The sequence below is a fragment of the Neorhizobium sp. DAR64872/K0K18 genome (genome assembly GCF_050500175.1).
GTDB classification, from domain to species: Bacteria; Pseudomonadota; Alphaproteobacteria; order Rhizobiales; family Rhizobiaceae; genus Neorhizobium; species Neorhizobium soli.
Genome location: NZ_CP191446.1, coordinates 1,076,407 through 1,096,597 on the forward strand (window position 1 = coordinate 1,076,407; position 20,191 = coordinate 1,096,597).

20 protein-coding genes are annotated in these 20,191 nt (G+C 61.1%); 10 read left to right on the plus strand and 10 right to left on the minus strand.

Annotated features, from left to right (window positions below):
• Window positions 1–33: 33 nt before the first annotated feature.
• Window positions 34–288 carry a hypothetical protein gene (locus ACQY1P_RS10610; protein ID WP_430256370.1) on the minus strand — a complete coding sequence of 85 codons (255 nt, stop codon included), beginning with the start codon at window positions 286–288 and terminating at the stop codon, window positions 34–36.
• Window positions 289–373: 85 nt separating this feature from the next.
• Entirely contained in the window at window positions 374–1,417 is a 1,044-nt protein-coding gene (locus tag ACQY1P_RS10615) for an aldo/keto reductase (RefSeq protein ID WP_430256371.1), read from the minus strand.
• A 212-nt stretch (window positions 1,418–1,629) separates the two neighbouring features.
• Between ACQY1P_RS10615 and ACQY1P_RS10620 the strand changes: the two genes are divergently transcribed.
• The 8 genes from ACQY1P_RS10620 to gmk all read left to right on the plus strand — a co-directional run bounded on the left by ACQY1P_RS10620 (window position 1,630) and on the right by gmk (window position 9,670).
• Window positions 1,630–2,931 carry an Nramp family divalent metal transporter gene (locus ACQY1P_RS10620; RefSeq protein WP_430250228.1) on the plus strand — a complete coding sequence of 434 codons (1,302 nt, stop codon included), beginning with the start codon at window positions 1,630–1,632 and terminating at the stop codon, window positions 2,929–2,931.
• Between the two features lie 108 nt (window positions 2,932–3,039).
• Window positions 3,040–3,999, plus strand: coding sequence for an ACP S-malonyltransferase (gene fabD, locus ACQY1P_RS10625; RefSeq protein WP_113111094.1), 960 nt, complete (start codon window positions 3,040–3,042; stop codon window positions 3,997–3,999).
• Between the two features lie 16 nt (window positions 4,000–4,015).
• A complete protein-coding gene (gene fabG / locus ACQY1P_RS10630) occupies window positions 4,016–4,753 on the plus strand; it encodes a 3-oxoacyl-[acyl-carrier-protein] reductase (RefSeq protein WP_062453338.1) in 738 nt (245 codons plus the stop codon).
• Between the two features lie 283 nt (window positions 4,754–5,036).
• Window positions 5,037–5,273, plus strand: a complete 237-nt coding sequence (locus ACQY1P_RS10635) for an acyl carrier protein (protein ID WP_006727438.1) — start codon at window positions 5,037–5,039, stop codon at window positions 5,271–5,273.
• A 118-nt stretch (window positions 5,274–5,391) separates the two neighbouring features.
• A complete protein-coding gene (gene fabF, locus ACQY1P_RS10640) occupies window positions 5,392–6,654 on the plus strand; it encodes a beta-ketoacyl-ACP synthase II (protein ID WP_062453337.1) in 1,263 nt (420 codons plus the stop codon).
• A 135-nt stretch (window positions 6,655–6,789) separates the two neighbouring features.
• A complete protein-coding gene (gene mltG, locus ACQY1P_RS10645; protein ID WP_113111093.1) occupies window positions 6,790–8,028 on the plus strand; it encodes an endolytic transglycosylase MltG in 1,239 nt (412 codons plus the stop codon).
• A gap of 36 nt (window positions 8,029–8,064) precedes the next feature.
• Window positions 8,065–8,973 (plus strand): YicC/YloC family endoribonuclease, encoded by a 909-nt coding sequence (locus ACQY1P_RS10650; RefSeq protein WP_430256372.1) that lies wholly within the window; start codon window positions 8,065–8,067, stop codon window positions 8,971–8,973.
• A gap of 7 nt (window positions 8,974–8,980) precedes the next feature.
• Entirely contained in the window at window positions 8,981–9,670 is a 690-nt protein-coding gene (gene gmk, locus ACQY1P_RS10655; RefSeq protein WP_062453334.1) for a guanylate kinase, read from the plus strand.
• Between the two features lie 41 nt (window positions 9,671–9,711).
• On the opposite strand, the gene rsmA is transcribed toward gmk, so the two are convergent.
• The 6 genes from rsmA to ACQY1P_RS10685 form a co-directional block, all read right to left on the minus strand.
• Complete coding sequence (rsmA, locus tag ACQY1P_RS10660; RefSeq protein ID WP_430256373.1) at window positions 9,712–10,557, minus strand: 16S rRNA (adenine(1518)-N(6)/adenine(1519)-N(6))-dimethyltransferase RsmA; 846 nt, start codon at window positions 10,555–10,557, stop codon at window positions 9,712–9,714.
• The gene (gene pdxA, locus ACQY1P_RS10665) at window positions 10,557–11,588 is read right to left on the minus strand and encodes a 4-hydroxythreonine-4-phosphate dehydrogenase PdxA (RefSeq protein WP_209900480.1); all 1,032 of its coding nucleotides are present in this window, start codon (window positions 11,586–11,588) and stop codon (window positions 10,557–10,559) included. Before pdxA ends, rsmA begins: the two co-directional genes overlap by 1 nt.
• 27 nt (window positions 11,589–11,615) lie before the next feature.
• Complete coding sequence (locus tag ACQY1P_RS10670; protein ID WP_062580243.1) at window positions 11,616–12,569, minus strand: peptidylprolyl isomerase; 954 nt, start codon at window positions 12,567–12,569, stop codon at window positions 11,616–11,618.
• A gap of 140 nt (window positions 12,570–12,709) precedes the next feature.
• On the minus strand, window positions 12,710–15,043 hold the full coding sequence (locus ACQY1P_RS10675; protein WP_430256374.1) for an LPS-assembly protein LptD: 2,334 nt from the start codon (window positions 15,041–15,043) through the stop codon (window positions 12,710–12,712).
• On the minus strand, window positions 15,043–16,131 hold the full coding sequence (gene lptG / locus ACQY1P_RS10680; RefSeq protein ID WP_062453330.1) for an LPS export ABC transporter permease LptG: 1,089 nt from the start codon (window positions 16,129–16,131) through the stop codon (window positions 15,043–15,045). The genes ACQY1P_RS10675 and lptG overlap by 1 nt, the downstream gene beginning before the upstream one ends.
• Window positions 16,128–17,309, minus strand: a complete 1,182-nt coding sequence (locus tag ACQY1P_RS10685; protein WP_062453329.1) for an LptF/LptG family permease — start codon at window positions 17,307–17,309, stop codon at window positions 16,128–16,130. The genes lptG and ACQY1P_RS10685 overlap by 4 nt, the downstream gene beginning before the upstream one ends.
• A 277-nt stretch (window positions 17,310–17,586) precedes the next feature.
• Between ACQY1P_RS10685 and ACQY1P_RS10690 the strand changes: the two genes are divergently transcribed.
• Both ACQY1P_RS10690 and ACQY1P_RS10695 read left to right on the plus strand, forming a co-directional pair.
• The gene (locus tag ACQY1P_RS10690) at window positions 17,587–19,080 is read left to right on the plus strand and encodes a leucyl aminopeptidase (protein WP_325261193.1); all 1,494 of its coding nucleotides are present in this window, start codon (window positions 17,587–17,589) and stop codon (window positions 19,078–19,080) included.
• Window positions 19,080–19,529, plus strand: coding sequence for a DNA polymerase III subunit chi (locus ACQY1P_RS10695; RefSeq protein ID WP_092661882.1), 450 nt, complete (start codon window positions 19,080–19,082; stop codon window positions 19,527–19,529). The genes ACQY1P_RS10690 and ACQY1P_RS10695 overlap by 1 nt, the downstream gene beginning before the upstream one ends.
• Here the strand turns inward: ACQY1P_RS10695 and ACQY1P_RS10700 are convergent, their stop codons facing one another.
• Together ACQY1P_RS10700 and ACQY1P_RS10705 are read right to left on the minus strand one after the other, a co-directional pair.
• On the minus strand, window positions 19,530–19,922 hold the full coding sequence (locus tag ACQY1P_RS10700; protein ID WP_325261190.1) for a type II toxin-antitoxin system VapC family toxin: 393 nt from the start codon (window positions 19,920–19,922) through the stop codon (window positions 19,530–19,532).
• On the minus strand, window positions 19,922–20,185 hold the full coding sequence (locus ACQY1P_RS10705) for a type II toxin-antitoxin system VapB family antitoxin (RefSeq protein WP_092661886.1): 264 nt from the start codon (window positions 20,183–20,185) through the stop codon (window positions 19,922–19,924). Before ACQY1P_RS10705 ends, ACQY1P_RS10700 begins: the two co-directional genes overlap by 1 nt.
• Window positions 20,186–20,191 lie beyond the last annotated feature (6 nt).

A 20,191-nucleotide genomic window follows, 5' to 3' on the forward strand; every position in this document is an offset into this window, starting at 1 on the left:
GGGACTTATCGTTCCGGCCACCTTTATGCTGACCTACCGCGCCGCCCGGCTTTTCCAGTATCGCACCACTGCAATCACGGCGAGCAGAACGGCGATCGGAAATCCAGCCTCCGCCACGAAGGTCCGGTCCGCCCTGACCTGGTCGCGCATGGCGATCCAGGCGATCGAGCTGACGATGCAGTTCTCGTTCGTGTCGGATATCTCGGTAATCGGCAGCTGACCACATTGCGCGGCTGCGACCAGATAGGCCTCGTGGAACGGGCTTCCGGGCCTTGGAATGTCGATCATGGCTTGTCCTCCGCCGGAAGAAATAGCGCAAGTTTGCGGATGACGACAGCGTGTTTCAGCCGGTCATCCGCAATCTGTCGCGACCTCAGATCGGCATCGGATAGTCGCGATAGACCGCGGCAATCTCTCTCAGAACCTCATCCGACAGCGTCACGTCGGTAGCGGCGATGTTGGTTTTCAACTGGTCCATCGTCGTAGCCCCGATGATGACGGAGGCCATGAAGGGGCGCGTCAGGCAGAAGGCGAGCGCCATCTGAGACGGGTCGAGGCCGTGTTTCTTGGCGATGTCGAGATAGGCCTTGACCGCCGGCTCCTGCCGCGGCTGAAGGCGACCGCCGAGATCCTGGTTGATCGAGCCGCGCGAGCCGTCGGGACGCGCGCCGCCCTGATACTTGCCGGAAAGCAGACCGGCTGCGAGCGGCGAATAGGCGAGGAGGCCGACATCCTCGTGATGGGACATTTCTGCAAGATCCAGATCGAACTGGCGGTAGAGAAGATTGTATTCGTTCTGCAGCGTCGCGACGCGGGGCAGACCCTTCTCCTCTGCCACATCGAGATAGCGCATCGTGCCCCAGGTGCTTTCGTTGGAAAGCCCGATCGCGCGGATCTTGCCCTCCTTCACCAGTTCGCCGAGCGTTTCGAGTTTTTCCAGAAAACTCGTGCGTGCCTGTTCGCGATCCTGTTTCGACGCATCGAACTTCCAGGAATTGCGGAAGTGGAACGTGCCGCGGTTCGGCCAGTGGATCTGGTAGAGGTCGAGGTAATCCGTCTTCAGGCGCAAGAGGCTGGCATCGAGTGCTTCCCGAATCGTCTCGCGGGTAATCGGGCGGCCGTCGCGAATGTAGGAGCGACCGCTGCCGGCGATCTTGGAGGCGAGGATCAGGTCCTGTCTCTTGCCGCTCTTTTGCAGCCAGGTGCCGATGATAGTTTCCGTGTCACCGTAGGTTTCGGCACCCGGAGGCGTCGTCGGGTAGAGTTCGGCCGTATCAAAGAAGTTGATGCCGTTGTCGAAAGCATAGTCCATCTGTTCATGAGCTTCGGCCTCGGAATTCTGCGTTCCCCAGGTCATCGTGCCCAGGCAGATCTCCGAAACGGAGAGGTCGGTGCGGCCCAGTTTATTGTATTTCATGAAGATCGATCCCGTCTGAAAAAGTGGCCGGACTTTAGATCGGATTTGACGCAGTGCAAGAGCAGATCGGTGCCGGTTTCGCGCGTCGGTAGCGTAAAATTTATCAAGAGTTTGCTGGACGGGAGAGAATTTTTTCCAACTTGTTCCCGATACGGCAATTTTGCGGCCGGATTTGCGTCTGGCGCAGAACAAATTTTTGGAGGGCATTTTGAATGGTCGATAACGCGACGCAGCATAAGACGACACAATACGACGACAAGGGGTTTCCTGACGCCGGCGAACCGCCGAAGACGGGTCGATGGAAACTGATCGGTCCCGGTATCGTGGTTGCCGTTACCGGCGTCGGCGCAGGCGATCTGATCGCCACGCTGATTGCCGGCTCGCGTTTCGGCTATGCGCTACTCTGGGCAGCGGTCATTGGCTGTATCGTCAAGATTGCGCTTGCCGAGGGATCGGCCCGCTATCACCTCGCTACCGGTTCGACCATGCTCGACGGCTGGCGGTCGCTCGGCAAATGGACGAGCTGGTACTTTGGCATCTACATCATGATCTGGGGCTTCGTGTACGGCGCTACCGCGATGAGCGCGACGGCGCTGCCGCTGGCGGCTCTCTTCCCGTTCCTGCCGCTCTGGGCCTGGGCCATGATCTCAGGCCTGGTCTGCGCGGCCTTCGTTGCCTTCAACAACTACGAAGTCTTCGAGACCGTGATGAAGGTCTTCATCGCCATCATGTTCACCATCGTCGTCGGTATCGCGATTCTTGTTGTGCCCGATGTCGGCAATGCGCTGACCGGTCTGATCCCGACCATTCCCGAGGGCTCGGCCATCTACACGCTCGGCCTGATCGGTGGCGTCGGCGGTACCATCACCATGGCCTCCTACGGCTACTGGGTGAATGCCAAGGGATGGCGCACCCCGTCCTGGATGGGCGTCATGCGTCTCGACAACCGTGTTGCCTACATCATGACCGGCATTTTCGTGATCGCCATGCTGATCGTCGGTGCCGAGCTTCTCTACACCGCGCAGATCGCGCTCTCGACCGGCGACCGCGGGCTGCTCGATCTCGATGCGGTGCTCCAGGAACGGTTTGGTCCGTTTGTCGCAAAGGCCTTTCTGGTCGGTTTCTTCGCCACCACGATCTCCTCGATCCTCGGCGTCTGGCATGGCGTGTCGCTGTTGTTTGCCGATTTCGTCCGCACCGTGCGCGGCGGAACCAGCGGTTCGCGTCAGGGACTGGAAAAGACGCCGGCCTTCAAGTTCTACCTCTTCTGGCTGACGATCCCGCCGATGTCGCTGTTGTGGTTCGGCCGCCCGTTCACGCTCGTCATCATCTATGGCGCGCTCGGAGCCTTCTTCATGCCTTTCCTGGCGGTCACGTTGATCTGGCTGCTGAACTCTGCCCGCGTCCCGAAGGAATGGCGCAATGGCTGGCTGTCGAATGGCCTGCTCGGCGCTGCAGCGCTGCTATTCGTCGTTCTTTGCGTCAACGAAGTGATCAGCCTGATTTCGGGCTGATAACAGGGGGTAAGCACCGGCCAAAATCGGGGTAAATGCCCGAAACCCTTGACTTGCAAGGCGGGAATGTGAATGGAAAGGGCAAAAATAGGGAAAGGAAACGACCTTATGAGCAGTCCGGCGAGCAGTATCGCATTCACATTCCCGGGTCAGGGAAGCCAGGCCGTCGGCATGGGGAAGGAACTGGCCGACGCCTTTCCCGAAGCCCGTGCCGTGTTCGACGAAGTCGACGAGGCGCTCGGCCAGAAACTGTCCGAAACAATGTGGAACGGGCCGGAAGAAACGTTGACGCTGACCGCCAACGCGCAGCCGGCCCTCATGGCCGTTTCCATCGCGACGATGCGCGTTCTCGAAGCCCGTGGCCTCGTTCTCGCCGAAAAGGTCGGTTTCGTCGCCGGCCATTCGCTCGGCGAATATTCGGCTCTTTGTGCGGCCGGCACGTTCTCTCTCGCAGACACAGCACGGCTGTTGCGCATTCGCGGTGACGCGATGCAGTCCGCCGTTCCGGTCGGTCAGGGCGCGATGGCTGCGATCATCGGCCTCGACCACGCCGATGTCGAAGCGATCTGTTTGGAGGCGAAGTCGGAAGGCGTGTGTCAGATCGCCAACGACAATGGCGGCGGCCAGCTGGTGATTTCCGGCTCGAAGGCTGCTGTCGAGAAAGCAGCGGCTCTGGCGACCGAAAAAGGCGCCAAGCGCGCGATCATGCTGCCGGTCTCTGCACCCTTCCACAGCGACCTGATGGCGCCGGCGGCCGACGCCATGCGCCATGCGCTGGACACCGTCCAGAAAAACGATCCGGTCGTGCCTGTCATCGCCAATGTGCGCGCAACGCCGGTCACCGACGCGAACGAAATCGCGACGTTGCTGGTGGCGCAGGTGACCGGACAGGTGCGCTGGCGCGAAACCGTCGAGTGGTTCGGCGCCAATGGCGTGACGACGCTCTACGAAATTGGTTCCGGCAAGGTGCTGACGGGTCTTGCCCGCCGCATCGACAAGAATATCTCTGGCATAGCCCTCAACACCCCGGCTGATATCGACGCGGCGCTGGCTGCCATCCTCGGCTGAAGAGAAGGAATTCAACATGTTTGACCTGACCGGCCGCAAGGCCCTCGTCACCGGTGCCACCGGCGGCCTCGGCGAAGAAATCGCCCGCATGCTGCATGCGCAGGGTGCAACCGTCGGCCTGCACGGCACCCGCGTCGAGAAGCTGGAAGCACTCGCTGCCGAACTCGGCGATCGCGTCCACATCTTTCCGGCCAATCTCTCCGACCGCGCCGCGGTCAAGGCGCTCGGTGAAAAGGCGGAAGCGGAACTCGGCGGCGTTGACATTCTCGTCAACAATGCGGGCATCACCAAGGACGGCCTGTTCGTGCGCATGAGCGACGAGGACTGGGACGCAGTCCTTGAAGTCAACCTGACCTCCGTGTTCCGCCTGACCCGCGAGCTGACCCATCCGATGATGCGCCGTCGCTTCGGCCGCATTATCAACATCACCTCGATCGTCGGCGTCACCGGCAATCCGGGCCAGGCCAACTATTGCGCCTCCAAGGCCGGCATGATCGGCTTCTCGAAGTCGCTGGCGCAGGAAATCGCCACGCGCAACGTGACGGTCAACTGCGTCGCGCCAGGCTTTATCGAGAGCGCCATGACCGGCAAGCTGAACGACAAGCAGAAAGACGCCATCATGGGGGCCATTCCGATGAAGCGGATGGGCGCCGGATCCGACATTGCCGCCGCTGTTCTTTACCTCGCTTCGAATGAAGCGGGATATGTGACTGGACAGACCTTGCATATCAATGGCGGTATGGCGATGATCTGATCCGGGGCACGGGCGCAGCAAATCCGAGTAAAATCGGCTGTTGGCGGCTGTGCGGCGGAACAGATTCTGGCTTTGCGTAGCACGGAAACCGTGTTAAGCGGGCCTTGACTACACGAAGTCACCCCGAAATTCAGGGCGTCATAATGCGTGAGCATGTGACTGGAACCTGAAGAGGGGCGAAGGGGTTTGCCCGCATCGGCACCATGAAGTGCCGGCGGCAGGTATTAACAGGATACGGATGCCATTCAGGCATTCGAGAAGACAAAAGGTCGAGGAAACCGACATGAGCGATATCGCAGAACGCGTTAAGAAAATTGTTGTTGATCATCTCGGCGTCGACGCCGAAAAGGTTGTCGAAGGCGCTAGCTTCATCGACGACCTCGGCGCGGACTCGCTCGATACGGTCGAACTGGTCATGGCGTTCGAAGAAGAATTCGGCGTAGAAATTCCGGACGATGCAGCTGACTCGATCCTGACGGTCGGCGACGCTGTAAAGTTCATCGAAAAGGCTCAGGCCTGATCGAACCATATTCGGGACGCGCGCCTCGTTGCGAGGCCGCGATCTCTCATGACGGCCCGCTTGTTCGGGCCGTTTCAGCAACTAACTGACAATACTACTACAGGGTGGGGCACTGGCGATGAGGCGTGTCGTTATCACCGGTACCGGCATGGTATCTCCTCTGGGATGCGGAACGGAAGTCAGCTGGCAACGTCTGCTGGCCGGCGACAACGCCGCCCGGGTCGTGACCGAATTTGAAGTCGAAGATCTTCCGGCCAAAATCGCCTGCCGCATTCCGGTCGGCGACGGTTCCAACGGCACATTCAATGCCGACAACTGGATGGAGCCGAAAGAACAGCGCAAGATCGATCCATTTATTCTTTATGGTGTTGCCGCCGCCGACATGGCGCTGGCCGACGCCGGCTGGCACCCGCAGACCGACCAGGACCAGATCGAGACCGGCGTCCTGATCGGCTCCGGCATCGGTGGTCTCGAGGGTATCGTCGAGGCTGGCTACACTTTGCGAGACAAAGGCCCGCGCCGCATTTCGCCGTTCTTCATTCCCGGCCGCCTGATCAACCTTGTCTCCGGACAGGTCTCGATCAAGCACAAGCTGCGCGGCCCGAACCATTCGGTCGTCACCGCCTGTTCCACCGGCGCACACGCGATTGGCGATGCCGCCCGGCTGATCATGCTGGGCGACGCGGAGGTCATGGTGGCCGGTGGTGCCGAATCACCCATCTGCCGGATCGCGCTGGCGGGCTTTGCTGCCTGCAAGGCGCTGTCGACCCTTCGCAACGACGACCCGCAAAGCGCCTCGCGCCCCTACGACCGCGACCGTGACGGTTTCGTGATGGGCGAGGGCGCCGGCATCGTGGTGCTGGAAGAGCTCGAGCACGCCAAGGCGCGCGGCGCCAAGATTTACGCGGAAGTCGTCGGTTACGGCATGTCCGGCGATGCCTTCCACATCACGGCTCCTTCCGAAGACGGCGATGGTGCTTTCCGTTGCATGACGTCGGCCCTGAAGCGCGCTGGTCTTGGCGCATCCGACATCGACTACATCAACGCGCATGGCACATCTACCATGGCCGACACGATCGAACTCGGCGCTGTCGAACGCCTGGTTGGCGATGCGGCCTCCAAGGTCTCCATGTCGTCGACCAAGTCTGCGATCGGTCACCTTCTCGGTGCAGCCGGCGCTGTCGAAGCCATCTTCTCCGCACTGGCGATCCGTGACAATATCGCACCGCCGACGCTCAACCTCGACAACCCTGATGTCGACACTGTGATCGATCTTGTTCCGCATACCGCGCGCAAGCGCGAAATCAACGTGGCGCTGTCGAACTCTTTCGGTTTCGGCGGTACCAACGCGTCTCTGGTGCTCAAGCGCTACGAAGCCTGACGCGCATTCGGCCTTCGCTTCTCGGCTGGACTTCGACAGTCCGGCCGATATCATTTTCCGAACCTGCTTTTTGCCGTATTGCTTGGCCAAACAGCCGGTTGAAAGTCCAGAGTCGAGGGGAAACGGTTGAGCGACATGAATTCATCGAATGATCAGCCGGGTTATGGCAGTGGAAACGGCCATGGCGGCAATGGCAACGGTACGACCCGTGGTCCGATCATTCCGAAATCGCCGAACGAGGCCCTGAAGCCCGAACGGGTGCCGGAACCGCCGCGTCGCTCCAAGAAGGCGCGCAGCCAGCTGGTGATCTTCCTGAACTTCGTCATGACCATGGTCGTGCTCGTCTGCATCGTGGTGATCGGCGGCCTGTATTACATGATCCGGACGTTTCAGGATCCGGGCCCGCTGGAAACGAACGCCCACTTCATGGTCCGTCCCGGCAACGGCCTGGCGGAGATTGCCAACAATCTCGAGCGCAACGGCGTCGTGTCCGACGCGCGCGTGTTCCGCTACGTGACCGCGACCTATCTGCGCGGCGGCGAGACGCTGAAGGCCGGCGAATACGACATCAAGGCGAAGGCTTCGATGAAGGACGTGATGGAGACGCTGATCTCCGGCAAGTCCATCCTCTATTCCGTCGTCTTTCCGGAAGGCCTGACCGTGCGCCAGATGATGCTGCGTCTCAACGAGGATGCGGTTCTGGAAGGCGACATGCCGGCGGAGCTTCCCGCCGAAGGCAGCCTGCGTCCCGATACCTACAAGTTCTCGCGCGGCACCAAGAGGTCGGAAATCCTCTCGCAGATGCATGCCGCTCAGCAGAAGACGATCGACCAGATCTGGGAAAAGCGCGACCCCGACCTGCCGGTCAAGACCAAGGCAGAGTTCGTGGTGCTCGCCTCGATCGTCGAGAAGGAAACCGGCAAGGACGACGAGCGCGCCCATGTCGCCTCGGTCTTCATCAACCGGCTGAACAAGGGCATGCGACTGCAGTCTGACCCGACCATTGTCTACGGCATCTTCGGCGGTGAGGGCAAACCGTCCGATCGGCCGATCTACAAGTCCGATCTGACCAAGCAGACGCCCTACAATACCTATCAGATCAAGGGCCTGCCGCCGACGCCGATCTCCAACCCCGGCCGCGCCGCACTCGAGGCTGTTGCCAATCCGTGGCGCACCAACGATCTCTATTTCGTGGCAGACGGCACAGGCGGGCACGTGTTTGCAGCCACACTGGAAGAGCACAATGCCAACGTACGTCGCTGGCGCCGGATCGAGGCCGAACGGTCAACCGGCAATGCGGCAGCCCGCGGTGAAGAAGTGGTCGATGGCCAGCCGGATGGCGACGACGCCGAAAAGCCACCGAAAAGCAACTGACGCCTTGCCTCTGGGGAAGGCAGTCCGGAGAAGCGTATGAGCCTGCCGTCTAACCCGAAATCCCTGCAGTCGATGACCGGCTTTGCCCGCAGCGAAGGAACAAGCGGCCGCAATCGCTTTGCCTGGGAACTGCGCTCGGTCAACGGCAAGGGGCTCGACATGCGATTGCGGCTGCCCTCCGGCGTTGATCGTCTTGAGCAGGATGTCCGCAAGCGGATTTCCGAACGGTTTTCGCGCGGCAATCTGCAGGTGGCGCTGTCGCTCTCGACCGACGACGCAAAGGTGGAAGCGGTGCTGAACCGCGATGCACTGGCCGCCGTGATGGCGCTCCGTGCTGAACTGGGCGATCTGGTCGATCCGGCACCGCTGCGTCTCGACACGTTGCTTGGCATCCGTGGTCTCGTCGAGATCCGCGAGGCCGAGGATGACGAACAGGCGGTGACGGCGCGCGACGCCGCCATCCTCAACTGTCTCGGCGACGCGCTTTTCAAACTTGAAGAGATGCGCGAGCACGAAGGGTCGGCGCTGCGGGACATTCTCACCCGCCATGTGGACCGCATCGCCGAACTGACGATGCTGGTGGAGAACGACCCGTCCCGCTCGCCGGAAGAGATTGCCAAGAAGCTTTCCACGCAGCTCGCCGCCTTGACGGCAGAGGCGCCGACCCTCGACCGCGACAGGCTTTATGGCGAGGCAGCACTGCTTGCGACCCGCGCCGATCTGCGCGAAGAGATCGACCGGCTGAAGGCCCATGTCGTCGCAGCCCGCGAGCTTCTGCAGACGGGCGGGCCTGCCGGGCGCCGTCTCGACTTCCTTGCACAGGAATTTAACCGGGAATCGAATACGATCTGTTCCAAATCCAACGCCGCTGCTGTAACGGCAGCAGGACTGGAACTGAAAGTCGTGATCGACCAGTTCCGCGAACAGGTTCAGAATCTGGAGTGACACGACCATGAGCCCGGCCCCCTCGACACCGAAAACCTCGTCGCCCTCGAAGATGAAGACGACGATCGCGCGCCGGGGATTGATGCTGGTGCTGTCGTCGCCGTCAGGCGCTGGCAAATCCACCATCGCCGGCAATCTCTTGCGCGGCGACCATAGCCTCGAGATCTCGGTCAGTGTCACCACCCGCGCCAAGCGCCCGAGCGAGATCGCCGACACCCATTACCACTTTATCACCGTGCCGCAGTTCGAGCGCATGCGCGATGCCGACGATCTCCTGGAATGGGCCGAGGTGCACGGTAATTTCTACGGCACGCCGCGCGAGCCGGTCGAAAAGGCGATGGCCGAGGGACGCGACATGCTGTTCGACATCGACTGGCAAGGCGCACTTCAGCTGCAGGAAAAGATGAAGGCGGACGTTGTCTCGATCTTCGTGCTGCCGCCGACCATGACCGAGCTGCAGTCACGTCTGCACCGCCGCGCCGAAGACAGCGAAGACGTGATCCGCACTCGGCTTGCCAATTCCCGCTCGGAAATCGAACGCTGGCGGGAATACGACTACGTCATCGTCAACGACGATCTCGACGAGGCCTTCCACAACGTCAGCTGCATCGTCAACGCCGAACGCGTCCGCCGCGACCGCAGGCACGGCCTGTTCGAGTTCGTGAGCAACCTCCTGACGGAAGAGCCGACACTCTAGGTTCTGGTGTAAAACGGGGCTCTAGCGCTCGCCGCGACCCCTTAAAGCAAGTTCGCCAGTCTTACGAACTCTTCCACCGACAGCGTTTCGGCGCGGCGTTGCGGGTCGATGCCGGCTTTGGCGAGCAGAGCTTCGCCACCGACCGGTTTCAGGCTCTGTCGCAGCATCTTGCGGCGTTGACCGAAGGCGGCGTGGGTGATGCGTTCCAGCTTGGAGACATCGCAGGGCAGGGGATTGGCGCGCGGGATCAGATGCACGACAGTCGATGTCACCTTGGGCGGTGGTGAAAAGGCCTGAGGCGGCACGTCGAACATCATGTGGGGATCGGTGCGCCAGCCCGCGAGGACGCCGAGGCGGCCGTAGTGGTCGTCTTCCTGGTCGGCAACGATGCGCAGACCCACTTCCCTCTGGAACATCAGCGTCAGGCTCTGCCAGAATGGCGGCCAGGTCTTGTCCTCAGGCAGAAGCCAGTTCAGCAGCAGTTGCGTGCCGATATTGTAGGGCAGGTTGGCGATGATCTTGACCGGTCCACCGGCAGCCTTCTCGGCCGCGAGCGCGGCAAAATCGATCTGCAGCGCGTCGCCCTCGATGACCTCAAGCCGTCCCGGATAGTGGTCCGCGATTTCTGCAAGCACAGGAAGCGCGCGGGCGTCGCGCTCGATGGCGATCACCTTCTTGGCGCCGAGCGACAGGATGGCACGGGTAAGGCCGCCGGGACCCGGCCCAACCTCGAATACGGTCACGTCCTCCAGCGGTCCGGCCGCGCGGGCGATCTTCTGGGTGAGGTTGAGATCGAACAGAAAGTTCTGGCCAAGCGATTTCTTGGCGTCCAGTCCATGACGCTGGACGACGTCACGCAGCGGCGGCAGCCCATCGAGCGTCGCCATCAGATGCGCCCCGCAAGGCTCGGTGTCATTGTTCCGGCCATGGCGCCTGCAAGCCGGATTGCCTCGACCAGGCTCGTCTCGCGGGCGACACCCTTGCCGGCGATGCCGAAGGCGGTGCCGTGGTCGGGAGACGTCCGGATGAAGGGCAAGCCGAGCGTGACGTTGACGGATGTGTCAAAACCCAGCGCCTTGGCCGGGATCAGCGCCTGATCGTGATACATGCAGATCGCCACGTCGTAACGGCTGCGGGCTTCGTCATGAAACATCGTATCGGCCGGGAGTGGCCCGAAGGCGTTGATGCCCTCTGCGCGCAGCTTGACGATGGCCGGATGGATGATGTCGCGTTCTTCGGTGCCCATCGTGCCGTCTTCGCCCGCATGCGGATTGAGACCGGCAATCGCGATGCGCGGCTGGTCGATGCCGAACCGGACTTTCAGGTCGTGATGGGTCACGCGGCAGGTTTCAAGGATCAGCGTTTCGGTGAGCGCCGCTGGAATGTCCTTGAGCGGAATGTGGATCGTGACGGGGATGGCCCGCAGCTTCGGTCCGGCCAGCAGCATGACGGGGCGCACGGGGGTGCCCGTATGCTTGTGCGCAAGGTCCGCCAGGAATTCCGTATGGCCGGGAAAGCCGAAGCCTGCCTGGTATAGAACGGACTTGGCAATCGGATTGGTGACGACGCCGAGCGTCTTTCCCGCAAACGACAGCGACACGGCGGTCTCGATCGCCTCGATCGTCCCACGGGCGGTGGCGACATGCGGCTCGCCGGCAGCGACTTCGGCTCCGGCCGGGATCGGCAGAACGGGAAGCGCGTTTTCGAAGATCGAAACGGCGCCGTCCGCGTCGGTTTCACGGATCGCAACGTCGAGGCCAAGCAGGGCCGCGCGCGATGCAAGTACCGCCGGGTCGCCGAGGAAGAGAAACGGCGCAATGCCGTGCTTCCGTCTCGCCGTCCATGCGGCGAGCGTGATGTCTGGACCAATGCCGGCAGGATCGCCCTGGGTCAGCGCGAGCGGACGATCAAAAGGCATGCGGTCTCCGTTCAGGCCCTTTGGGCTTTACGACTTCTGGATGTAATCGATCTGGGCCTTGGCGCGCAGATCGTCCATGTACTTCTTGCTATTCGGGTCTTCACCGGACTTTTCAGCCTTGCCGAGATCCTCGGCGCGGAACACGGCTTCGGCCGCCACGTCGTCCGAAACCTGACGCTGCTCGCAGATCGCCAGGAACTCGACGCCACGCTCGGTAACGCGGGTGCCGGTCGTGTTGCCGGAGGACTTCTCGATCAGCGGCTTCCAGTCTTCCGGCAAATCCGGCGCAAGCACGCGGCCCAGATCACGGATGGAAACGTCCAGCATCGTCGCTGCAAAGGTTTTAGCTTCGGCGCAGCCGGGGAACCGCGACCGCGACGCGTCGGCTTCCGCCTTGCGCTTGTTGAGGATGGCGTTCCGCTTTGCCGCGGGAACAACGAAGATCACCTGTTTCAGGAAATATTCGGTGGTGACGGGCTTTTGCTTGTTTTCCATCATGCGGGTGACAAGCTGGTCGGTCGACATGCGCTGACGACCGCCGCCGTAACGGGCGTTGACCAGGCGCGGCCAGCTCATCTGCACAGCGATATAGGCCTTGAAATGGTCCGGTGTGACGCCGGCCTGATTGAGCACGCTGCTCAACTGCTCGGGCGTCATCTTGTTGCCCTGCGCGAAGCGGGCAAACGAACGATCGACGTCCTCGGTGCTGACGGACATCTTGACACGCGAGATTTCCTGGCGCTTCAGCGTTTCGTCGATCAGCTGATCGAGAGCGACCTTGTTGCTCGGCTTCTGGCGCTGAAGACGCATGAAGGCCGAACGGCGGGCAACGTCGGCGGTGGTGATCGCCGACCGGTTGACGACGGCTGCGACGCCGCTCGTCGACTGTGCCATTGCCACGATTGGTGTCATCACCGGCGTGGCGACCGTGGTCGCGGCGAGCACGGAGACTGCCAGCACGATCTTGCGTGTCGCGGTCATTGCAAACATGAAACCAATCCCTTTTTTCCGCCCGGCACTTGTCGCGCGACTTTGCGCGCTTTCGGCCGCCATACTAGCCGATTGGCGTCCGATTGCACAATCGTTGCGGCAAAACCATGACGATTCTTCCGTTACCGATCTCAGTAACGGAAGGTTTGATCGTAATCCTTGGTCGTGCCGATATTGACGTCGCCAAGCGTGCGGAAACTCAGGCGCGCACTGATCGTCCAGTCGTTCGCATCGGCTTCCGAAGGCTTGTCGGTATAGGCAAGCGTGAAGATCGTGCACTCGTCGGCGTAGCTGATACCGACGCCGCGCCGGATGAGCGAACTGTCTGTCAGGTCCCACGTGGCGGAACCGGCCAGCGACCAGTTTTCGTTGACCCGGAGCGACATGCTGTTCTTCAGCACGTCCGTCGCGTCGCTGTCGCCGTACTCGTCCTGCGCATCGACCTTAGTGTAGATCAGCTTGCCGCTGACCCGCGGTGTGGAATAGCTGAACGCTGTATCGGTGCGACGGATATCGAGCGACTTTTCATCGAGCCGCACGTTGTTGGAAAGCGAGAAGCCCTGCGGCAGGTCGATCGCCGCCATGGCGACGTAATCGGATCGCGATGTTTCGAGGCCCGAATTGGCCCCGGCCTGAACAAGATCGTCGCTGGCAAAGGAATTCTCGCCGGCAATCTGGTAGGACTGGCCGAAGATGCCGCGCACGCCGATGCCGTTGTTGAACGAGCCGGTATAGCGGAAGCCAACATTGGCACGGGTGCCGCCTTCGACACGGTCGTAGCCGGAGAACTTGTCCCGTTCGAACAGCGAAGTGGCATCGAACACGAAGCTCTGCGCATCCTCGTTCGGCAGGCCGCCGGACATCTGTTCGTCCGGACGCGCATAGATCTGCGCGATCGGCTCGATGATGTGGCTGCTGTTTTCGCTGGTGATCAGGAACGGATAGCGGGCCTCGAGGCCAGCCGTCAGCATGTATCGGCCGTTCGTACCGTTCGGCTCCAGATTGCCGTCATAGGCAAAGTTCGGATTGGACACATCGTGGCGGATGCCATCGGCGCGTGCTGCAAACAGCGGCGTCAGCAGCAGGCCGCCCGATGTCGTGTAGGTGCGCTTCCATTCGGCTTCGGTCGTCACGCGGGCGTAATCGCCTTCGAGACCAGGGAAGCGGTATGTGGTGCCCTCGAAGTAGGAATCCTCTTCGCGACGCGACAGGTTGGTCAGGTTGGCGTTGAACGAAAGCTCACCGCCGTACACCGATTCGGGCGCGATATACTGGTAGTCCAACGACGGATAGGCGATCGCCTGCTGGCGCTCGAGCGTGTTCGACGTGCCATTGTCCTGGACGTCGAAATAGTAGGCGTGCAGGTCGAAATAGTTACGCTTGCCAAGGCCGGTCAGGTAGACGTCGTTGGTGAACGTATCCTGGCTGACATCGGTCAGGCTGTAGGTCCGCGAGAAGTTCGCGTCCGTCTGGGCCATGACGTTCCAGCCGAAGGCCCAGCGCGGGTTGATCTGGAACTCGCCCTTGGATGCGGCCATGAAGCGGCTGTTCTGCTCGCGGTCGCTTGTGCCAGCGTCGAACGAGCCGGGATCGCGCTGATCGATGCCGGCAAAACGGAACGTGTGGTCGCCGTTGTCGAACCGGTTGCGCACTTCGCCTTCGACCAGAAGTCCCTGGCTCGAATAGTAGGTCGGGCTGATCGTCGCATCCATGCTTGGCGAGAAGACATGGTAATAGGGGACGGTGACGCCGAACCCGAGGTTGTCGCTGACGATGAACTTCGGAAACAGCACGCCGGACTTGCGCTCGACAGTCTCGTCGGGAACCTCGATCGGGAAGGGCAGTTTTCCAAGCGAAAAGCCGAACAACTCGAACTGTGCATTCTCGAGGCGAATCGTATGCTTCTGTCCGTTGCGAATGACGCGCTGCGCCTTGACTTGCCAAAGAGGCGCCTTGCCGGGTGTGGCGGCGCATGGAAGGCAGGCGGTGTACACGGTGTTGTTGAGCACCATGATATCGCCGGTCTGGCGCTCGGCGCTTTCAGCCGCAAGGCGGGTATTGTCAGTGGTTTCCACGCGCAGGGCATTGATGAAGCCCTGGCCGAAATCGTCGGTCACGTCGAGCTCTTCCGCGTAGACGCGGCTGCCCGACGGTTCAATGAACTCGATATTGCCGGTCGCCATGACGCGGCCGGTGTTCTGATCATATTCAACGCGCTGCGCGACCATGCGGTAACGGTTGTAATAGATCTGGACGCCACCGGTCGCGGTGACGCGCTTGTTGTCCTGATTGTAGGTCAGTTCGTTGGCGCGCAGAAGCATCTTCGCACCGTCTTCAGCAGCCGGCACGAGGCCCTGCGCAGACGCGCCGCCCGTCAATGCAGCGACGCCAGAGACACATACAGACACACCGGTCAGCAGGGCGGCGGCGAGCCGACTGATATTTCCGCGGTTACTTACCGCCACTAGCCATCCTCCTGATGAAGCAAGATCGTAGCGCCCAGGGCAGTCGCGACGACGACTGGAATCCAGACCGCCACGAAAGGAGGAATCGCCCCGCTGCTCCCGAATGCCTTCACAAGCACCGAGACGACATAAAGCACGAAGCCCGAAACTATTCCACCCAGAATCATCGACCTGGACTGTGCGAAGCGACTGAATTTTAACGACACTGTTGCCGCAATCATCGTCATGGCGACGAGCAGCAGCGGCAGTGAAAGCAGGGAGTGAAACTGGGTTTCCAGCGCCTTTGTCGAGATTCCAAAGGATTTGCCTATCTCGATCTTTCGGGAAAGACCAAGAAACGCAACGGTTTCCGGCTGAGCAAGGCTCTCCTGAAGATACTCGCGTCTCAAATTGGTTTTGACCTGTGCCGTCTCGAGACGGGTCGGAATTTCGCCCGGCCGATTCTCCAGAACGTCGTTAAGAAGCCAGTAACCATCTTCCAACTTAGCGGTCTTGGCGTCCTGCCGCATGGTGATGACGTCGTCCTTGTCGAAGTGGAAAACCACCACGTCGAGGAGCTCGGTACCGCTCTCGCGATAGGTCTTGGCGCCGATGATCACGTCTTCGTCGCCGGACAGCTGGCGGATCCACGGCACGAACTTGGACGACTTGGACTTGTTGCTGGCCTGCCGCCACGTGGTCTCGAGCGAGATTGATTCGCGCTGGCCCCAGGCGCCGATCGGGTTGACGACGAACAGCGTGAAGAGACCGAGCAGAAACGATCCGACAATGAAAGGTGCGACGAACTGCCAGACGGAAATTCCGGCTGCACGGGTGACGACCAGTTCGTAGCGACGGTTAAGCGCGATCAGCACCGTCATGCCGATAAACAGGCTCAGCGTCGGGATGGCCTGCTGCAGGATCTGCGGCACGCGCAACGCCGTCATCGCCAGCGCGCCGTAGAGGCTGTAGCCGTTGAGGCCCGAGAGGCGACGGCTCGTTTCGCTGAAATCGGCGAGAAAGATAATGGCGCTGACACCGAGCAGGAACCAGAATGCGGTGCTGATATAGCGCTTGAAGAAATAGCGGCCGAGAGTGGAGAAGATCATTTCACTTCTCCCGTGGTTCCGCGTCCCGTCGGCGACAAGCGCTTCTGCACGACGGTTGTCGCTTTCGTGATGCTGCGGCTGAACAGGCGAGGCATCTGGATCTGCCGGTTGGTGGCCAGCATGAAGCCCGTCACCAGGCAGGTCACCAGCGGAATCGCGTAGACCAGCGGCACGTAGGCCGCGTTGCGTTCCGTCAGATTGGTGGCCGAGAAGCCCAGCCAGCGCAGCAGGAAGGCGAAAAGCAGCACATAGATCATCGGATGCAGCCGTGCCGACCGGTGCGACCGCGTGTTGCCGGCGACAAGCAGAGACACCAGCGCGAAGGTGATCGGGAACAGCCAGTCGGACAGGCGACGATGCAGTTCGCTGCGGAAGCTCTCGGGCTTTTTCTGATAGGCGGGATCGGTCTTGTCGGGGTTGAGCAGGAAGCTCAGCGGCCGGTCACCAGAGTAAAGCGGCAGGCCGCCCTCATCCGATTGGGTCATCGCTGACAGATCGAACGCATAGGACGCGAACTTGACGATCGAGATCCGGCCGTCCGGGCCTTTGCGATGCACTTCGCCATCGCGCATGGTAAGCGATGTGCCGCCAGGATCGACCGATCCTTCGCGGGCATAATAGATCAGGCCGAAATTCGGATCGCGGTAATCGACGATGAAAAGGCCTTTCAGCACCCGGCCTGAATGGCGCTCGGAGATCTGGACGTAAAGCCCGTCCTCGATGCTGCGAAAGGTCTTTTCCTCGATCACGGAAGATAGAAGGTCAGCATAGGCAGCTGCGACCATTTCGCGCGCGCCGAGCCGTGATTTGGGTTCGATGAAATTGGTGATGGTGAAGGAGACGAGGCTGAGCGCGACCGCGAGCAGGATCACCGGCTTGTAGATGATGCTGCGGGCCGCACCGGCCGCGTCGATCACAGGCAGTTCCGAATCATTGTTCATCGCCGTCAGCGTCTGGGTGATGCCGATGACAAAGGCGAAGGGCAGGACAACCGGAATGATGGTCGGCAGGATATAGCTTGCGAGCTGCATGAACGAGCCCATCGACTGGCCGGTGTCGGTGACCAGGTTGATGCGGCCTAGCACCTGAATCGTCCAGATGATCGTGAGCACCGGAACGAGTGCCACCAGGAACATCTGCAGGATTCGGCGCAATATGTAGAGTTCGAGAAGCTTCATTCCCGCATTATGCCTCAGGTCCCAAGGGGCTTTCGTCCCGCATTCGATCGATGGTAGCCGCGCCTATCTAAGCGATTGGGAACGGCATTGCGACAGGGCCCCTGTCACAAAATGTTGGCAACCCCGGTTTTCTTCGGCGTTGTGACATTTGGAAACAGTGGATTGGACATCAATACGGGCTTTAGGAAGGCACGAAGTTCGATCCTGCGCGCTTGCGTTCGCGACCGAAAGGGTGAAGATCGGGCCTTTCTTCCGCACCACAATGCCTGGAGCTGTAATGTCCATGAAATTCGATATCGCCTTTTCCGCCTCCGCCGTCATCGATGGAGGACTTGCGATTCAGCTCAAGCTTTCGGGAGATGCCGTAGCCGCCGGTGTCGCCGAAGTCGATCCGCAGGCTGTTGCGGTAAGGGCGGCGGGCATCGCCAAGTTCAAAGGCAAGGCGTTGTCGACGCTGGATATTCTGGCCCCGGCCGGATCGAAGGCCGATCGGCTTATCGTGCTGGGTCTCGGCAAGGCCGACAAGCTGACAGCCTACGACTGGCTGAAGGCGGGTGGCGTCGCGGCCGCTGCGGTCAAGACGATGGAGAAGGTGACGGTGTTCCTCGATGCACCCGGTGCCGACGTCGGCGCGGCCGAAGCTGCGGATTTCGCGACCGGCATGCTGCTGCGCGCCTACAAGTTCGATACCTACAAGACGAAGAAGAAGGACGACGACGAGGACAAGTCGCCGAAGACGGTGACCGTCACCATCGTCACCGCAAAAGCGGATGCGGCGACTGAGCAATTCGTCTCGGCGAAGGCCATTGCCGAGGGTGTGATTCTTGCCCGCGACCTGGTCAATCTGCCGCCCAACGTGCTTGGCCCGATCGAGTTTGCGCAGAAGGCGAAGGATCTGGAATCGCTTGGCGTTGACGTGGAGATCCTGACCGAGACAGAGATGACGGAACTCGGCATGGGCGCTCTGCTCGGCGTCGCCCAGGGCTCTTCCCGGCCACCGCGGCTGGCGGTCATGACCTGGAACGGCGGCACGCCGGGAGATCAGCCGGTCGCCTTTGTCGGCAAGGGTGTCGTTTTCGATACCGGCGGCATTTCGATCAAGCCGAGCCTCGGCATGGAAGACATGAAGGGCGACATGGGCGGAGCTGCCGCCGTGACCGGCCTGATGCACACGCTCGCCGCTCGCAAGGCCAAGGCGAACGTGATCGGCATTATCGGCCTGGTCGAAAACATGCCTGACGGCAACGCCCAGAGACCCGGCGATATCGTCACCTCGATGTCCGGCCAGACGATCGAGATCGTCAATACCGATGCGGAAGGCCGTCTCGTGCTGGGCGATGCGCTCTGGTACTGCAAGGAGCGCTTCAAGCCGCGCTTCATGATCGATCTCGCGACGCTGACCGGCGCCATCGTCGTCGCACTCGGCAACCTCCATGCCGGACTGTTTTCCAACGATGACGCGCTGGCGGACGAACTGACACAGGCGGGCGAGACAAGCGGCGAAAAGCTCTGGCGCATGCCGCTCTCCAAGGACTACGACAAGATGATCGACAGCCGCTTTGCCGACATGAAGAACAGCGGCGGCAGGCAGGCCGGCTCGATCACCGCGGCGCAGTTCCTCAAGCGTTTCGTCGGCGATACGCCCTGGGCGCATCTCGACATCGCGGCAACGGCGCTCAATTCGCCGCAGAACGAGATCAACCAGTCCTGGGCATCCGGTTACGGCGTACGCCTGCTGGACGAACTTGTCCGCAGGAACTACGAGAACTGATGACCGAAGTACTGTTCTATCACCTGACCGAATCGAAGCTCGAAGATGCGCTGCCGGCGCTTCTCGAAAAGAGCGTCGAGCGCGGCTGGAAGGTGGTCGTTCAGACAGCCGAAGATGTGCGTCGGGATTTTCTCGACGCACATTTGTGGACGTTTCGCGATGACAGTTTTCTGCCGCATGGCACCGATGCAGCGCCGATGCCGCAGGAGCAACCGGTCCTGCTGACGGCGACCCCGGAGAACCAGAATTCCGCAACCGTGCGCTTCGTCGTCGACGGCGCCGAGCCGCCGCCGCTCGACCCCTATGAGCGCGTCGTCTTCATGTTCGACGGCTACGACCAGCTCCAGCTGGAAGGCGCGCGCGCTCAGTGGAAGAAGCTGAAGGGCGATGGACATGCGCTGACCTACTGGCAGCAATCACCCGAGGGACGTTGGGTGAAGAAGGCCTGATCAGGCAAGGTCGGTCCGCGCAAAATCTCCGCCGACGTAGAGAAGCGGCAGTCCGGACTGGCGCGCACCGGCATAGGAAAAGCAATCCCCGAAATTAAGCTTTGCCGGATGGCGGCCCTTGCCGTAGCGGGCGAAGGCGTCGATGGCGATCGAAGCGGCGTCTCTCGTGGCAGACAGAACCTCGACATTCAGTTCTGCAAGAAGATCGTGCACGAGCGCAGCGGCATCCTGAACCGGGATGCTCCTCTTGCTGGCAAGCACGGTAGCGGCCTCAAAAAGCACCGTTGGCGACGTACAGAAGGGCGTTTCCCTCCGATCCAAGGCTCTTGCAACGCGCTCGTAATCGGGGCCGCCGATGAAATATTCAACCAGAGCTGATGTTTCCAGAAACATCAGCTCTCCCACATGTCATCGAGGAATTTCTTTTCGTCGAAATCAGGATTGGGCTTACCCATTGCCAGATAGCGTTTGCGAATGGCCTCAAGTCTTTCCCGACGCGTATTCTCGTCCGGCACGGCAGTTGTCTCTCCTGAAGGCGTTCCCACCACGCGAATCAGCGCCTGCCGGACCGCATCCTCCTTGCTCGGAGCATTCAGAATTTTCTGCGCCCGTTCGGCAAGCGCATCGAGAACCGGGTCGGTGATATGAAGCGTCATGGTCAT

What these genes read in the sequence shown, in the direction of transcription:
- ACQY1P_RS10670 (WP_062580243.1), bottom strand. Translation starts at nt 12,569, where the DNA reads ATGACCGCGACACGCAAGATCGTGCTGGCAGTCTCCGTGCTCGCCGCG.
- fabF (WP_062453337.1), top strand. Translation starts at nt 5,392, where the DNA reads ATGAGGCGTGTCGTTATCACCGGTACCGGCATGGTATCTCCTCTGGGA.
- ACQY1P_RS10690 (WP_325261193.1), top strand. Translation starts at nt 17,587, where the DNA reads ATGTCCATGAAATTCGATATCGCCTTTTCCGCCTCCGCCGTCATCGAT.
- lptG (WP_062453330.1), bottom strand. Translation starts at nt 16,131, where the DNA reads ATGATCTTCTCCACTCTCGGCCGCTATTTCTTCAAGCGCTATATCAGC.
- rsmA (WP_430256373.1), bottom strand. Translation starts at nt 10,557, where the DNA reads ATGGCGACGCTCGATGGGCTGCCGCCGCTGCGTGACGTCGTCCAGCGT.
- fabG (WP_062453338.1), top strand. Translation starts at nt 4,016, where the DNA reads ATGTTTGACCTGACCGGCCGCAAGGCCCTCGTCACCGGTGCCACCGGC.
- ACQY1P_RS10685 (WP_062453329.1), bottom strand. Translation starts at nt 17,309, where the DNA reads ATGAAGCTTCTCGAACTCTACATATTGCGCCGAATCCTGCAGATGTTC.
- ACQY1P_RS10705 (WP_092661886.1), bottom strand. Translation starts at nt 20,185, where the DNA reads ATGACGCTTCATATCACCGACCCGGTTCTCGATGCGCTTGCCGAACGG.
- ACQY1P_RS10635 (WP_006727438.1), top strand. Translation starts at nt 5,037, where the DNA reads ATGAGCGATATCGCAGAACGCGTTAAGAAAATTGTTGTTGATCATCTC.
- ACQY1P_RS10615 (WP_430256371.1), bottom strand. Translation starts at nt 1,417, where the DNA reads ATGAAATACAATAAACTGGGCCGCACCGACCTCTCCGTTTCGGAGATC.
- ACQY1P_RS10650 (WP_430256372.1), top strand. Translation starts at nt 8,065, where the DNA reads ATGAGCCTGCCGTCTAACCCGAAATCCCTGCAGTCGATGACCGGCTTT.
- mltG (WP_113111093.1), top strand. Translation starts at nt 6,790, where the DNA reads ATGAATTCATCGAATGATCAGCCGGGTTATGGCAGTGGAAACGGCCAT.
- ACQY1P_RS10620 (WP_430250228.1), top strand. Translation starts at nt 1,630, where the DNA reads ATGGTCGATAACGCGACGCAGCATAAGACGACACAATACGACGACAAG.
- ACQY1P_RS10610 (WP_430256370.1), bottom strand. Translation starts at nt 288, where the DNA reads ATGATCGACATTCCAAGGCCCGGAAGCCCGTTCCACGAGGCCTATCTG.
- pdxA (WP_209900480.1), bottom strand. Translation starts at nt 11,588, where the DNA reads ATGCCTTTTGATCGTCCGCTCGCGCTGACCCAGGGCGATCCTGCCGGC.
- ACQY1P_RS10700 (WP_325261190.1), bottom strand. Translation starts at nt 19,922, where the DNA reads ATGTTTCTGGAAACATCAGCTCTGGTTGAATATTTCATCGGCGGCCCC.
- ACQY1P_RS10695 (WP_092661882.1), top strand. Translation starts at nt 19,080, where the DNA reads ATGACCGAAGTACTGTTCTATCACCTGACCGAATCGAAGCTCGAAGAT.
- fabD (WP_113111094.1), top strand. Translation starts at nt 3,040, where the DNA reads ATGAGCAGTCCGGCGAGCAGTATCGCATTCACATTCCCGGGTCAGGGA.
- gmk (WP_062453334.1), top strand. Translation starts at nt 8,981, where the DNA reads ATGAGCCCGGCCCCCTCGACACCGAAAACCTCGTCGCCCTCGAAGATG.